The 14,391-nt window shown below is 64.7% G+C and carries 13 protein-coding genes; 2 read left to right on the top strand and 11 right to left on the bottom strand.

Annotated elements, in window-relative coordinates; genetic code table 11:
* Window positions 1-2 precede the first annotated feature (2 nt).
* From ccoG to CHB88_RS15190, 11 genes are all read right to left on the bottom strand, one after another.
* Window positions 3-1,403 (bottom strand): cytochrome c oxidase accessory protein CcoG, encoded by a 1,401-nt coding sequence (gene ccoG / locus CHB88_RS15240; RefSeq protein WP_245844994.1) that lies wholly within the window; start codon window positions 1,401-1,403, stop codon window positions 3-5.
* A 47-nt stretch (window positions 1,404-1,450) separates the two neighbouring features.
* Window positions 1,451-2,395: a cytochrome-c oxidase, cbb3-type subunit III gene (gene ccoP / locus CHB88_RS15235; protein ID WP_089400186.1), complete on the bottom strand. Its 945-nt coding sequence runs from the start codon at window positions 2,393-2,395 to the stop codon at window positions 1,451-1,453.
* Window positions 2,388-2,570: a cbb3-type cytochrome oxidase subunit 3 gene (locus CHB88_RS15230; RefSeq protein ID WP_089400185.1), complete on the bottom strand. Its 183-nt coding sequence runs from the start codon at window positions 2,568-2,570 to the stop codon at window positions 2,388-2,390. The genes ccoP and CHB88_RS15230 overlap by 8 nt, the downstream gene beginning before the upstream one ends.
* A 2-nt stretch (window positions 2,571-2,572) precedes the next feature.
* On the bottom strand, window positions 2,573-3,187 hold the full coding sequence (gene ccoO / locus CHB88_RS15225) for a cytochrome-c oxidase, cbb3-type subunit II (RefSeq protein ID WP_089400184.1): 615 nt from the start codon (window positions 3,185-3,187) through the stop codon (window positions 2,573-2,575).
* A gap of 28 nt (window positions 3,188-3,215) precedes the next feature.
* Window positions 3,216-4,664, bottom strand: a complete 1,449-nt coding sequence (ccoN, locus tag CHB88_RS15220) for a cytochrome-c oxidase, cbb3-type subunit I (RefSeq protein ID WP_089400183.1) — start codon at window positions 4,662-4,664, stop codon at window positions 3,216-3,218.
* Between the two features lie 386 nt (window positions 4,665-5,050).
* Window positions 5,051-5,212 (bottom strand): cbb3-type cytochrome oxidase assembly protein CcoS, encoded by a 162-nt coding sequence (gene ccoS, locus CHB88_RS15215; RefSeq protein WP_089400182.1) that lies wholly within the window; start codon window positions 5,210-5,212, stop codon window positions 5,051-5,053.
* 57 nt (window positions 5,213-5,269) lie between these two features.
* Complete coding sequence (locus CHB88_RS15210; RefSeq protein WP_089400181.1) at window positions 5,270-5,911, bottom strand: hypothetical protein; 642 nt, start codon at window positions 5,909-5,911, stop codon at window positions 5,270-5,272.
* A gap of 155 nt (window positions 5,912-6,066) precedes the next feature.
* Complete coding sequence (locus tag CHB88_RS15205) at window positions 6,067-8,565, bottom strand: heavy metal translocating P-type ATPase (protein WP_089400180.1); 2,499 nt, start codon at window positions 8,563-8,565, stop codon at window positions 6,067-6,069.
* A complete protein-coding gene (locus tag CHB88_RS15200) occupies window positions 8,565-9,350 on the bottom strand; it encodes a sulfite exporter TauE/SafE family protein (protein WP_089400179.1) in 786 nt (261 codons plus the stop codon). The genes CHB88_RS15205 and CHB88_RS15200 overlap by 1 nt, the downstream gene beginning before the upstream one ends.
* A gap of 11 nt (window positions 9,351-9,361) precedes the next feature.
* Window positions 9,362-10,831: an oxygen-independent coproporphyrinogen III oxidase gene (hemN, locus tag CHB88_RS15195; RefSeq protein ID WP_089400178.1), complete on the bottom strand. Its 1,470-nt coding sequence runs from the start codon at window positions 10,829-10,831 to the stop codon at window positions 9,362-9,364.
* A 111-nt stretch (window positions 10,832-10,942) separates the two neighbouring features.
* Window positions 10,943-11,260, bottom strand: coding sequence for a hypothetical protein (locus tag CHB88_RS15190; protein WP_143131310.1), 318 nt, complete (start codon window positions 11,258-11,260; stop codon window positions 10,943-10,945).
* 108 nt (window positions 11,261-11,368) lie between these two features.
* On the opposite strand from CHB88_RS15190, the gene CHB88_RS15185 reads away from it, so the two are divergent.
* The gene (locus tag CHB88_RS15185; RefSeq protein WP_089400176.1) at window positions 11,369-11,581 is read left to right on the top strand and encodes a hypervirulence associated TUDOR domain-containing protein; all 213 of its coding nucleotides are present in this window, start codon (window positions 11,369-11,371) and stop codon (window positions 11,579-11,581) included.
* A 250-nt stretch (window positions 11,582-11,831) separates the two neighbouring features.
* Window positions 11,832-14,228 (top strand): bifunctional diguanylate cyclase/phosphodiesterase, encoded by a 2,397-nt coding sequence (locus CHB88_RS15180; RefSeq protein ID WP_089400175.1) that lies wholly within the window; start codon window positions 11,832-11,834, stop codon window positions 14,226-14,228.
* The last annotated feature ends 163 nt before the right edge of the window (window positions 14,229-14,391 follow it).

Here is a 14,391-nt window from a genome sequence, read left to right as displayed (position 1 = left end):
TTTCAACGCGGCACGAGGAATACCGCTTTTTCCTTGACTTTTACATCGGGCGCATCGATCGCCGTGACTTCGAAGGCGATCTTGTTCGAGCCCTTCTCGCCCTTGCCGTGATTCACCCGCACCCGCACCGGCACGGCGCGAGATCCGGTGGCCGGCAGGTCGACCACATCGGGCGTGGCAAGCCTGATGCTGTCGATGCCTATCACGCTGATGCGGTAGCTGTGCGGGAACTCGTCGGTGTTCATCACCTGCAGGCGATACACGTTTTCGATCATGCCGTCTTCCACTTCCCGGCTCAGGGCGCCGCGGTCGCGGATCACGTCCACCTTCAGCGGCGTGCGGGTCAGCAGGGTGCCGAAGAAGGCGCCGACCACCAGCAGCAGCAGGGCGCTGTAGATCAGCACGCGGGGACGCAGCGTGCGGCGGCGGATGTCGCGATTGGACAGCCGGTGCTTCATGCCGTTTCCGGTGGCGTAGCGGATCAGGCCGCGCGGCTGGTTGGTCTTGTCCATCACCATATTGCAGGCGTCGATGCAGGCGGCGCAGCCGATGCAGTCGTACTGCAGGCCATCGCGGATGTCGATGCCGGTGGGGCAAACCTGCACGCACATGCTGCAGTCGATGCAGCTGCCGAGCGGCCCGGCATCGGCCTTGGAATTCCTGGAGCGGGCGCCGCGCGGCTCGCCGCGTTCCCGGTCATAGGTGATGATCAGGGTATCGTCATCGAACATCGAGCTCTGGAAGCGGGCATAGGGGCACATGTACTTGCACACCTGCTCGCGCATCCAGCCGGCATTGCCATAGGTGGCGAAGGCGTAGAACAGCACCCAGAACCATTCCCACGGACCCAGGCCGAAGCTGGCGGCTTCGCGCGCCAGTTCGCGCACCGGGGTGAAGTAGCCGACGAAGGTGAAGCCGGTCCACAGCGCCAGCGTGCCCCAGGCGAAGTGCTTGGCGGTCTTGCGCGCCAGCTTCTGCATGCTCCACGGTTGCTTGTCGAGGCGCATGCGGGCGCTGCGGGCGCCTTCGATCTTCCGCTCGATCCACAGGAACATCTCGGTGTAGACCGTCTGCGGGCAGGCATAGCCGCACCAGACCCGTCCCGCCACCGCGGTGAACAGGAACAGCGAAAAGGCGCAGATGATCAGCAGAACCGCGAGGTAGATGAAGTCCTGCGGCCAGAGCACGATGCCGAAGATGTAGAACTTGCGGGCCGTGAGGTCGAACAGCACGGCCTGGCGGTCGTTCCACGTCAGCCAGGGGACGCCGTAGAACACGAGCTGGGTCAGCCAGACGCAGGCCCAGCGCAGCCGGGCATAGAAGCCATCCACTTCGCGCGGATAGATCTCCTCGCGAGCCGCGTACATGTTGATGACGGAGACCGCCGGCGGCTGCTTGCTCATGATGTCACTCACTGCGTTTGGCTTTCAGGTTGCAACAGTTTTACGGCTTACTTTTGTCCCACGACCGCGCCTGAGGCAGCGGTTTCGTTCGACAGGCTCCACACGTAGGCGGCCAGCACATGCACCTTGGACTCGCCGAGGAAGTCCTTGAACGAGGGCATGACGTTGTTGCGGCCCTTGTTGACGGTTTCCATCACGGTTTCCACGCTGCCGCCGTACAGCCAGACCTTGTCGGACAGGTTGGGCGCGCCCAGCATCGGGTTGCCCTTGCCTTCGGCGCCGTGGCAGGCGGCGCAGGCGGCGAACTTGGACTTGCCGAATGCCGCCTTGATCGGATCGGCGGTATTGCCGGACAGGGTCATGACGTAGTGGGCGACGTTCTCCACATCCTTGTCGGTACCGAGGGCTGCGGCCATCGATGGCATCTGGCCATTGCGGCCGTTGAGGATGGTGGTCTTGATGACGTCGGGCGCGCCGCCGTAGAGCCAGTCCTTGTCGGTCAGGTTGGGGAAGCCCTTGCTGCCGCGGGCGTCGGAACCGTGGCACTGCGCGCAATAAGTCAGGAACAGGCGTTCGCCGATGGCGCGAGCCTGGGGATCGGCGGCCACGGTCCGGATGTCCTGCTGCAGGTACTTGTCGAACAGCGGGCCGTAGTCGGCGTCGGCCTTTTTCAGCTCGTCATGGTACTGGCCGGTGGAAGCCCAGCCGAGCTTGCCGGCGTAGGAACCGAGGCCCGGGTACAGCACCAGGTAAATCACGCTGAACACGATGGTGATGTAGAACAGCCACATCCACCAGCGGGGCATCGGGTTGTTGTACTCCTCCAGGCCGTCATAGACATGGCCAGTGGTGCCGGGCTTGCCGTCGGCGCCGACGGGGGCTTCGATCTTCACCTTGGCCTGCGCCCACAGCAGCAGGGCGCAGCCGGCGATGCCGAGCACCGTCAGCACCGTGATGTAGATACTCCAGAATTCGTTGGTGAAGTCAGACACGATTGTTCTCCATGCGTGGCGTTTCGGCATCGTCTTCCAGCGGCAGGCGGGCGGCGGCATCGAAGTCGTCGCGGCGGTGCATGCCGTAGGTCCACCAGATGATGCCGAGGAAGGTAATGAAGCTGATCACGGTGATGACGCTGCGGGCGTCGAGAAAGATCTGGTCCAGTTCCATGATTACCTCCGGGTCTTGATCTGGGTGCCCATGCCCTGCAGGTAGGCGATCAGCGCATCCTGCTCGGTCTTGTCGGCCAGCTGTTCCGGCGCTTCCTTGATTTCCTGGTCGGTGTAGGGATGGCCCAGGGTCCTCAGGGCCTGCATCTTCGGCACGACTTCCTGCGGGTTCAGCTTGTTCTTCGCCAGCCACGGATAGCTCGGCATGTTCGACTCCGGCACCACGTCGCGCGGATTGGTCAGGTGGATGCGGTGCCACTCATCGCTGTAGCGGCCGCCGACCCGGGCCAGGTCCGGACCGGTGCGCTTGGAGCCCCACTGGAACGGACGGTCATACACGAACTCGCCGGCCACGGAGTAGTGGCCATAGCGCTCGGTTTCGGCGCGGAAGGGGCGGATCATCTGCGAATGGCAGTTGTAGCAGCCTTCGCGCACATAGATGTCGCGGCCGACCAGGCGCAGCGGCTCGTAGGGCTTCAATCCCGCCACCGGCTCGGTGGTGGATTTCTGGAAGAACAGCGGCACGATCTCGGCGAGGCCGCCGACGCTGACCACCAGAATCACCAGCGCGATCAGCAGCCAGGGATTCCTCTCGATTTTGTCATGGGTGAATTTCATTGCTAGCTCCGAATGGTTTCCATTGCGCTCAGGCTGCGGCTTTCAGTTCCTCGGCCTTCCTGGCCGGGACGGCGTCGATCCTGGCTTCCACCGCCGTGCCGTCGCGCACCGTGAGGAACACATTGACGGCCATGATCACCATGCCGCTCAGGTAGAGCAGGCCGCCGCCGAAGCGGATCACGTAGTAGGGATAGGTAGCCTTGACGCCTTCGACGAAGGTGTAGGTCAGCGTGCCGTCGGCATTCACCGCGCGCCACATCAGACCCTGCATCACGCCGGCGATCCACATGGACGCGATGTACAGCACGATGCCGATGGTGGCGACCCAGAAGTGGGTGTCGATCAGGCGCACGCTCCACATTTCCTGCTTGCCGCACAGACGCGGCACCAGGTAGTAGATGGAACCCATGGTGATGAAGCCGACCCAGCCGAGGGCGCCGGCGTGGACGTGGCCGACGGTCCAGTCGGTGTAGTGCGACAGCGCGTTGACGGTCTTGATGGACATCATCGGGCCTTCGAAGGTGGCCATGCCGTAGAAGGACAGGGAGACCACCAGGAACTTCAAGATCGGGTCGGTGCGCAGCTTGTGCCAGGCGCCGGACAGGGTCATGATGCCGTTGATCATGCCGCCCCAGGACGGTGCCAGCAGGATCAGCGAGAACACCATGCCGAGGGACTGCGCCCAGTCGGGCAGCGCGGTGTAGTGCAGGTGGTGCGGGCCCGCCCACATGTAGGTGAAGATCAGCGCCCAGAAGTGGACGATCGACAGGCGGTAGGAGAACACCGGGCGCTCTGCCTGCTTCGGAATGAAGTAGTACATCATGCCGAGGAAGCCGGCGGTCAGGAAGAAGCCCACCGCATTATGGCCGTACCACCACTGGATCATCGCGTCCTGCACGCCGGCGTAGGCGGAGTAGGACTTGGTCAGCGACACCGGCACGGCGGCGCTGTTGACGATGTGCAGCAGGGCCACCGCCAGAATGAAGCCGCCAAAGAACCAGTTGGCGACATAGATGTGGGACACCTTGCGCTTGACGATGGTGCCGAAGAAGACGAAGGCGTAGGCCACCCAGACCAGGGCGATCAGGATGTCGATCGGCCACTCCAGTTCGGCGTACTCCTTGCCGGAGGACAGGCCCATCGGCAGGGTGATGGCGGCGGCGACGATGACCGCCTGCCAGCCCCAGAAGGTGAAGGCGGCCAGCGCGTCGGAAAACAGGCGCGCCTGGCTGGTACGCTGGACGACGTAATAGGACGTGGCGAACAGCGCGCAGCCGCCGAAGGCGAAGATGACGGCATTGGTATGCAGCGGCCGCAGGCGGCCGTACGTCAGCCAGGGGATGTCCAGGTTGAGCGCCGGCCAGGCGAGTTGGGCGGCGATCCAGACGCCGACCAGCATGCCGACCACGCCCCAGACAACCGTCGCGATCGCGAATTGCTTCACGACCTTGTAGTTGTAATTGTTTGCGGTGTCCACGATAGGTTCTCCAGAGGTGCTAGTACGATGCTGGCAGGTTACGTGGCAAGACCTCAAAAAACTTGACCTGAATCAAATTGGCCCAAGTGCGCCGCGTGCGGGTCGATCGAGCATGAAAAGCGCTGGAAAAAGAGATAAGGAAGTTGCCTGTTAGGCTTGCAGGAGGGGCATTGCGCGGCGCTTCGAACGCTGCATGCGATGGCCTGCGCATGGCATGGAATCGCTTGCGCGGCGTTGCTCGCCTTGCAGCAGAACCTGCTTAAAAAATGGGCAGGCCTTCGGCGGGCTTGCGCCGCCGGCGATGGCTGATGAGCGCCGGCTAGGCGTTTTGGAAAGCGCTTATCGGCATGATGCCGAGTGCGCCGGAATGCCGTTCGATGCGGGGTTCATTTGCGCTCGGCATCCGGCGCATCGTCGTCCTGCAGAATGCGCATGGCCGGTCCTACCATGTCGTCGAACTGGCCGCTGTCGGACATGCGGAAGAACAGCCAGATCGCGAGGAACACGATGACGACGCTGAGCGGGACGAGCAGATAGAGGGATTCCATGCGGCGAGAGTACCGGGGGAAGACCGGCCGCGCTTGATCTGGGTCAAAAATGGCGGGCTACTGCAGGATCGCCACGGCAGTCGCGCGCGGCGGCAGCGCCCGCTGGCCGGCGGCGGTATTGGCCGACAGCACCGACACCGCGAACTGGACCGCCGGGTCGGCGTAGAAGGCGGCCGAGGTCTGGTTGAAGTTGATGCGTATGCCATTGGCAGCGGACCGGACCCGGGCCGGGATCTGGATGCCGTTGCCGGCATTGCCATCGTCGTCGAGGGTGATCAGGAAGGCGGCCAGGTTTTCCGCCGCCGTGTCGCTGGTCAGCGGCGACACCTGGTAGCGGGCGGCTTCGTACAGCGAGGTGAAGTCCCTCGGCAGGTCGCCGGGCAGCGCGAACAGCACCAGGTCGCCGACGAGGAAGGTGACGACATCGCCGCCGCCATAGCCGAAATAGGTGCCGTCCGCGCCGGTGAGGTCCCTGTCGTCGGGCCGGGCGGAATTCACGAACTGCAGGCCGGCGATGACCGGCCGCTGCAGGCGTTCGTAAAGGGGACGGGAAAAGACCGGCCAGGGATCGCCGAACACGAAGGCGACATCGACCACGCCGCCGCCGCAGCCGGCGAGCAGCAGGCCGGCCGCGGCCACGACGCCGACGCATTTGGCAAGGCGTTCGCAAAGCGCACGCAAGGAGTCGGTCAGGGGCATGCTTTCAAACCGGAAACGATGCGGCATGGCAGGGCGGCTGCACCGGTTGCCGCGAAGACCGGCGCGCCTTCATGTCAATGAGACCATGGCAATCCGGCGATCGGCATGCCTCGCGCTTGCCGGCATGACCGGCATCAAATGAAAGCGCGCCAGGCCTATGCGGACGGCGCCAGCTCGACGCTTTTCACGGCCGGCGTGCGCTGCCGCGGCACCCGGCGCAGCCGCAGCGCATTCAACAACACGACCACCGAACTGACCGACATCCCCACCGCCGACAGCCAGGGATTGAGCAGGCCGAGCGCCGCCGACGGGATGGCGATCAGGTTGTAGACGCTGGCCCAGGCCAGGTTCTGCTTCACCACCGCCATGGTCTGGCGGGCGGCGTCGGCCGCGTCGATGAGGGAAGACAGGCGGTCGGTCAGCAGCACCGCGTCGGCATGGGTTTGGGCGATTGCCGCGCCGGCGCCCATGGCAAAGGACACATCGGCCGCCTGCAGCACTGCCGCGTCGTTGATGCCGTCGCCCACCATCGCCACCACCGCGCCCTCGCGCTGCAATTGCTGCACGAAGGCCAGCTTGCATTCCGGCTTCTGCCCGCCATGGGCGTCGTCGATGCCGAGGTCGGCGGCGACATGGCGCACCACCGCCTCGCCGTCGCCGCTGAGCAGCATGATGCGCTTGCCGATCGCCTTGAAATGGCGCACGACGTCGCGGGCGTCGGCACGCACCGTGTCCACCAGTTCCAGCCGCGCCAGCCACTGCCCGTCGCAGCCGAGATAGACCGGCGTGGCGTCGCTGTCGGGACTGCCGTCGTCCGCCGCGGCGCCGGCGACCTCCCCGACGAAGGCGAGATGGCCGAGCCGGTAGCGCCGGCCGTCGAGCGTGCCTTCGATTCCCGCGCCATTGGTCTGGTTGGTCGCCGAAACACCCGGGACGGCGAGCGCCTGCTTCCGTGCGGCCGCCATGATGGCCGCGGCGAGCGGATGGGCGCAGCCCGACTCCAGCGCCGCGGCGATGCGCAGGCAGTCTGTCTCACTGGCGCTGCCCAGCGCCGCCATCCGCCGCAAAACCGGGCGGCCATGGGTCAGGGTGCCGGTCTTGTCGAAGATGACATGAGTAGCGCGCTGCAGGGTTTCCGGCACATGCGCCTGCACCACCAGCACGCCCTGCCGCGCGAGGCGATCGACGGCGGCGGCGAGTGCGGTCGGCATGGCCAGCGACAGCGCGCAGGGACAGGACACCACCAGCACCGCGATGGCGATCGGCCAGGCGCGCGACGGGTCGGCCCAGTGCCACCAGGCGAACACCGCCGCCGCCAGCAGCAGCAGGCCGCCGACGAACCAGGCGGCGACGCGGTCAGCCCACAGCGCCAGGCGCGGCTTCTCCTCCCCTGCCCGCTCCACCAGCTTCAGCAGCGCCGAGAGCGTGCTCTCCCGTGTCGGGCGCAGCACCCGGGCGATGACTGCCTGCGACACGTTGACCGCGCCGCCGGGCAGCTCGTCGTCCGCGGCCTTGCGCAGCAGCCGGCTCTCGCCGCTCAGCAGCGAGGCGTCGATGCGGGTATCGCCCTCGAGGATGCGGCAGTCGGCGGCGATGGTCTCGCCCGGCTTGATCAGAATGACATCGCCGGCGCGCAGCTGGGCGGCGGGCACGGTCTGGGCCGCGCTGGCGCCGGCGTCTCCGAGCGGGTAGTCCGGCAGGCGCGAGGCGGAGGCAGGCAGCGCATGCTGCAATCGTTCCAGCGCCGATGCCGCCTTGCGCCGCGCCAGCAGCTCCAGGTAGCGGCTGCCGATCAGCAGGAAGATGAACATCGTCACCGAATCGAAATACACCTCGCCGCTGTCCCGCAGCGTGGCGATGACGCTGCCGAGGAAGGCGGCGCCTATGCCGAGCGCCACCGGCACGTCCATGCCGAGCATGCGGCTCTTCAGATTGGACCACGCGCCCTGGAAGAAAGGCAGGGCGGAATAGAAAACCGCCGGCAGGGTCAGCGCCAGGCTGGCCCAGCGCATGAGCCGCGCCATGTCGGCCTCCATGGTGCCGTCGGCGGCGATGTAGGCCGGGTAGGCGTACATCATGACCTGCATCATCGACAGGCCGGCGACGAACATCTGGCGGAACAGGCGCTTCTCGCCCAGCTGCAGCTGCTGCTGGTGGCGCGCCGGGTCGTAGGGATAGGCGGCATAGCCGAGCTCGCGCAGGGCGGCGAAGATGTCGCTCGGCTTGCAGGCATCGCGCTGCCAGCGCACCCGCAGCTTCTCAGCGGCGACGTTGAGCTGCGCGCCGCGCACGCCGGGCACCTGCAGCAGCCGGCGCTCGATCAGCCAGACGCAGGCGGCGCAGCGGATGTTCCCGATCGACAGCGTGGCTTCGAGCACGCCCTCTTCGGCTCGCGCCTGCGCGGCGAAATCGGCGACGACTTCCGGCGCGTCGTACAGCATCAGCTCCGGCGGCACCAGGGACTCATCGTCCGCCTTCGGCGATAAGCCGCTGCGGCTGCGGTAGTAGTCATCCAGGCCGTTGTCGACAATGGCCTGGGCGACCGCGGCGCAGCCGGGGCAGCACAGGGCGCGCGGCGCGCTGTCGATCTGCACCGACCAATGGGAGCCGGGCGGCACCGGCGTGCCGCAATGGAAACAGGAAGCGTCGCCCATCAGTGCGCTCCCGGCGTCAGGCACAGCGCTTCCAGCCAGCCCAGCGGCAGGCCGCCGGTGGCGGCGCGCGCCAGGCCGAGCAGGCCGAAGCCCAGCACCAGCAGGCCGGCGGCCAGACGCACCCTGGGCGAGCGGGTCCAGGCTTGCAGGCGGGCGCCGAACATGCCGAGCGAAAACAGCATCGGCAGGGTGCCGGCGCCGAAGGCCAGCATGATGGCCGCGCCGCTGGCGGCGGAGCCGCTCAGCATGGCGGTGGTGAGCATGCTGTACACCATGCCGCAGGGCAGCCAGCCCCACAGGCCGCCCAAGGCGAACGCGCGCAGCGGCGTGTCCATCGGCAGGAAGTGTCTGGTCAGCGGCTGGATCCGGCGCCACAGGACGCGGCCGAGGCGCTCGATATGCGACAGGCCTTGCCAGACATTCATCAGGGTCAGGCCGAGCGCCACCAGCATCAGGCTGGCAAGCCAGTAGCCCGCGGTCTGCACCACCGACAGCAGGCCGAGCGCGCGCGCGCCGGCGGAAAAACCGCCAGCAATGGCGCCGGCCGTGGCATAGCTGGCAAGACGGCCGGCATTGTAGGAAACGACGCGCAAGGCATCATCGAAGGCGGCGGCCTGGCTCAATGCGGCCGAGCCGCCGGCCACCGCTATCGGGATGCGACGCTTGCCGCCGGCGGCCGACAGCGCGCCGACGATGCCCCCGCACATGCCGACGCAATGCACGCTGCCAAGCAGGCCGATGAGGAAGAACGGCAGCAGCGCGATCGGACTGGTGGCAAGGAACATAGGCTCTTGGTTCAGATGGTTTGCGAATAGCGCGGCCGCGGCGGCGCCTGCACCAAAATATGCGACTCAGGCTCGATCGCCTGCGCGACCGCCGTACGGCTGGTGAGATAGCGGTCGAACACCATGCAGATATTGCGCACCAGGAGACGACCCGCCGGCGTCACCGTGATCCAGTCGCTGCCGATGGCGACCAAGCCATCCTTTTCCATCTGGCGCAGGCGCTGCAGTTCCGGCGCGAAGTAGTCCTCGAAAGTGATCGGATGCACGAGTTCCAGCGCAGAAATGGAAAGCTCGAAATTGCACATCAACATCTGGATGATGATGCGGCGCAGGAGGTCGTCGCTGCTGAGCGCGATGCCGCGCGCCACCGGCAGTTCGCCCATCTCGATGCGCTCGTAGTAGGCGTCCAGCGTCTTTTCATTCTGGCTATACGAGGCGCCGACGGCGCTGATGGCGGAGACGCCGACCGACACCATGTCCGCTTCCGCATGGGTCGAATAACCCTGGAAATTGCGGTGCAGGCGGCCCTGGCGTTGAGCCACGGCGAGGTCGTCGGTCGGCTTGGCGAAATGGTCCATGCCGATGTAGACATAGCCGGCGGCGGTCAGGCGGTCGATGCACAGGGCGAGCATGCGCAGCTTGGTTTCCGGGTCGGGCAGCACATGGTCGGCGATGCGGCGCTGGGCCTTGAACAGGTGCGGCAGGTGGGCGTAGTTGTAAATCGAGATGCGGTCCGGCGAGGCCTGGATCACCTTGGCCAGGGTCTGCGCCATGGTGGCTTCGCTTTGCTTCGGCAGGCCGTAGATCAGGTCGATGCTGATGGAGCGGAAGCCGGCTTCGCGGGACGCGGCGATGGCGCCGAGGGTCTGCTCGTCGGACTGCACGCGGTTGACCGCCTTCTGCACCTCGGGATCGAAATCCTGCACGCCGAGGCTGATGCGGTTGAAGCCCTGGCGGCGCAGCGAATGGATGCGCTCGGCATCGACGGTGCGCGGGTCGATCTCGATGGAGTACTCGCCGGTCTGGTCGTCGGCGAACTGGAAGTGGCGACGCAGATGGGCCATCAGGTCTTCCATCTGCGTGTCGCTCAGGTAAGTCGGCGTGCCGCCGCCGAAGTGCAGCTGCTCCACCCGGTTCAGGCCGGCGAAGAGCTTGCCCTGCATCTCGATCTCGCGCTTCAGGTAGGTGAGATAGGTTTCGGCCTTGCTGCGGTTCTTGGTGACGATCTTGTTGCAGGCGCAGTAGTAGCAGAGGTTCTCGCAGAACGGGATGTGCACGTACAGCGACAGCGAATTGCGCGCCCCCCGGGTCCGCACGTTCGACACCGACTGCAGATAATCGCCGACGCGGAAGGCCTCGGTGAAGCGGTCGGCGGTGGGATACGAGGTATAGCGCGGGCCGAGCTGGCTCAGCCTGCGCACCAGGTCGGGATCGAACCTGACGGCGGAAATGGCGGATTCGTGGGGGATGGCGACTGACATGATGACTGGCTCCAGCAACGCCGGACGCGGAATGCGGTCTGGCGAATCGACGGTCGCAGTGTACGTTTTTGGTCCTCGGCGCAACCTTGATCTAAGTCAAAATTGACCGGGTTAGAAGAGCGTCCTTCCGGCTGTGCCGTTTGGACACGGGCAGTCGGTGCTCGTCACCAACGACATCCTGGAGAAGGCCATGGAGCCGGTGACTGCGCGCGTCGCGGCATCGTGGTGGGCGGCATCCAGAACGATGCGTTCACGTCGAAACACTTGGTCTTGTACAGGTAAGGACTCGATGTCGTCCCCTGAGAACATCCGGCGTCGGCCAATCAGGCGGGGCCGCATGATAAAAAGGCCATGGGCGCAATCCACGCTGGCAGCAATGCCATCCAAGTTCACCACCTGACCAGAGGCCGTTCCCAGGAATGCTTCCAAGGCCTTCGGGATCCGATGCAGGTTGCGGGCTGTGGCGTTCCGAGCGCGCCGCGTTGATGATTGCAGAGCCGGCCGCTGGGGCTGGCGTTTTCTCTCAAGGAGCACAACATGACAAATTCGTTCAAGAAAGGCGATAAAGTCGAGTGGCATTCGTCGCAAGGGTCGGTTCAAGGGATCGTGAAAAAGAAGCTGACCTCGCCCACCAGCATCAAGGGCCATCATGTCGATGCATCGCCCGATGAGCCGCAATACCTGGTGGAAAGCGACAAGACCGGTGCCGAAGCGGCCCACAAGCCGGACGCACTCAAGAAGCTGCACTGAGCAAAACGGGAGCGTCCGCCGAACATCCTTCGGGATTGACCGGCTGCTTCACCCTCAGGACGGCTGGCCAGGCTGCGCTGTTGCACCGATTTCATTACGGACAACATTCCGGCGACAGCGTGGTCTTTTAAGCAAGTTTTCGTCGACAAATCCGCCGATGGCGGAGAGCCGGTGCCGCCTGGACCGTTCTGGACTTTCGCAATGCGGTCGAATGAACGAGAATGGGCAACCTCATTCTTTGATTTGACTCATGAAAGCGCGCCTTCGGGACTGGCGGGTCCGGACTTACCTGTATGGAGTTATCCTCGCGACGATTCTCCCCGCTTTCATCCTTGTCGCCTGGAATGCCTATAGCCAGTTTCAACAGGCGGAGAGGGCGGCCGCCAACGAAGCCTATACGCTGGCCAGGATAACCGCCAACAACACCCAGGCCTTTCTGTCGGACGCGCGGAATCTGCTTGAATCATTGGCTATGCGAATCGCCAACCGGCGCAGCGGTCTGTCAGGCAAGTGCGATCCGATCTTCGATGAATTCAAGGACCTGCATCCGCACTTCGCCAACCTGAGCCAGTCGAGCATCGATGGCTATATCATCTGCTCCAGCATGCCGCAGCCGCAGAACGTGAACACCCGGGTCGCCGACACGCAATGGTTCAAGCAGGTGCATGCGGAAAAACAGTTCATCGTCGCGCCGCCCTACAAAGGCGTCGTGACCGGCAAGACCGTATCGGTGCTGGCTGCGCCCATCAAGGATGAGAAAGGGCAGGTCATCGGGGCGCTGCAACTGCCCATCGACCTGGTCAACATGAGGCCGATCGCGAGCAAGCAGGATCTTCCGGATTCGATCATCGTCTCCATCTTCGCTTCCGACGGCACGATGATTTCCCGCTCACACGCGCCCGAAGAATTCGTCGGGAAAAATCTGCGCGGCGTGGACGCCGTCGAAATGGTGTTGAGCCAGCGCGATGGAACGGGGAAATCCCAATCCTCGCAAGGCGTGGAGCGCATTTACGGTTTTGTCCCCATACCTGGCACCGACTGGTTCGCCATCGCCGGCATTGCGACAAGCAACGTCCTGAAGGCATCACGAAGCACCGCGCTGAACAATGCGCTGTTCGGTTCGGCAACCCTGCTTTGCCTGGCGCTGCTTGCCATCGCCATCGGCAACCGCATCGCCCGCCCGATCGCGGTCCTGCAGAAAACCGCCGCAACGGTCGCCTCGGGCGACCATAGCCAGCGCGCACCCATCCTGGGCCCCTTGGAGATGGCGGAAGTGGCGACGCAATTCAACGGCATGCTCGATGTCATTGAAGAAAATCTGGCCGATCAGAAGCGGCGCGAATCCCGTATCTACGAACTGGCCTTTTACGATGCGCTGACCGGCCTGCCCAACCGCAGACTGCTCTCCGACAGGCTGGATCAACAGATCGATGCGCTCCTGAGGGACAGGAAAATCGGCGGCCTGTTCTACATCGACCTCGACAATTTCAAGGACATCAACGACATGCACGGCCACTCGGCCGGAGACATGTTTCTGCAGACCGTTGCCGAACGCATGAATCGGCATGTCGACGATCACACCACGCTCTACCGCCTCGGCGGCGACGAGTTCATCCTGGTCGCGACCGATCTGGGCGCCACCCAGGACGAAGCGGCGACCGCCGCCATGGACCTGGCCATGAAGTTGAAATCGGCGCTCAAACAGCCGGTGGCGATCAATGGCGGCTCCTGCTTCTCCGGCGCGAGCATCGGCGTGACCCTGTTTCCCAAAGTCGGCGACACGAAGACCCTGCTGCTGCAGGAAGCCGACATCGCCGTCTACCGCGCCAAGCATGCCGGTCGGGACCGGGTCGTCCTGTTCGAAACCGCCATGCGCCTGGAGATCGCCGATCGGTTGGGAATGCAGAGGGATCTTCGGCAGGCATTGCAAGAATCGCAGCTCAAGGTTCATATCCAACCGCAGTTCGATGCCGAAGGCACCACACGGGGCGCGGAACTGTTATTGCGATGGCATTCCAGGTCGCGAGGGGCTGTGGCGCCGAACCTGTTCATCCCGCTGGCCGAGCAGAGCGACCTGATCGTCGAAATCGGAAACTGGGTGCTGATGCAGGCTTGCCGGCTTGAAGTGGAGTCGAAGGCGGCCGGCCACGCCTGCCCGTTGTCGATCAACGTGAGCCCGAGACAGTTCCGGCATCCGGCTTTCGTTGAGCAAGTCACCCAAGCCCTCGCTTCCACTGGCGCGAATCCCCGCCGGCTGGTGTTCGAGGTCACCGAGGGTCTGCTGATCGAAGACTTGGAGTCTGCCATCGCACGGATGCGGGAATTGGCCTCCCTGGGAATTCGCTTTTCCATCGATGACTTCGGCACCGGGTATTCAAGCCTTGCCTACCTCAAGCGGCTGCCCCTGTACGAACTGAAGATCGACAAAAGCTTCATCAAGGACGTGCCGCACGACGCGGATAGCGTGGCCATCGTGCAGTCGATCCTGGGCATGGCCATGCACCTCGGCTTGCATGTCGTGGCCGAAGGGGTGGAGTCGGAAGGCCAAGTCGATTTCCTGACCCAGTATGGATGCAGCATGCAGGGTTACTACTTCGCGCGGCCGCAGCCGGCCGACGCATGGCTGGCTGCCGCGGTGGCGCATTGACCTGTCCGATTCGGATGGATGACGCCCTATCCTTGCGCCGGTTTGCATTCCTTCGGTTGCTGCCCGTCGCTCCCGTTCACCCGCCGTCTCGGACCGGCGCGGCCAGGCTTTTCACCGACTCGATTCAAAGCAGTCATTACCGTATTGAAGCGGCTCGCGGCGC

Origin of the sequence: Noviherbaspirillum humi (assembly GCF_900188095.1) — a bacterium.
In the GTDB taxonomy this organism is placed as follows: Bacteria; Pseudomonadota; Gammaproteobacteria; order Burkholderiales; family Burkholderiaceae_D; genus Noviherbaspirillum; species Noviherbaspirillum humi.
The sequence above is the reverse complement of the archived record's forward strand: the minus strand, read 5'-3'. Positions and strand labels throughout refer to the sequence as shown.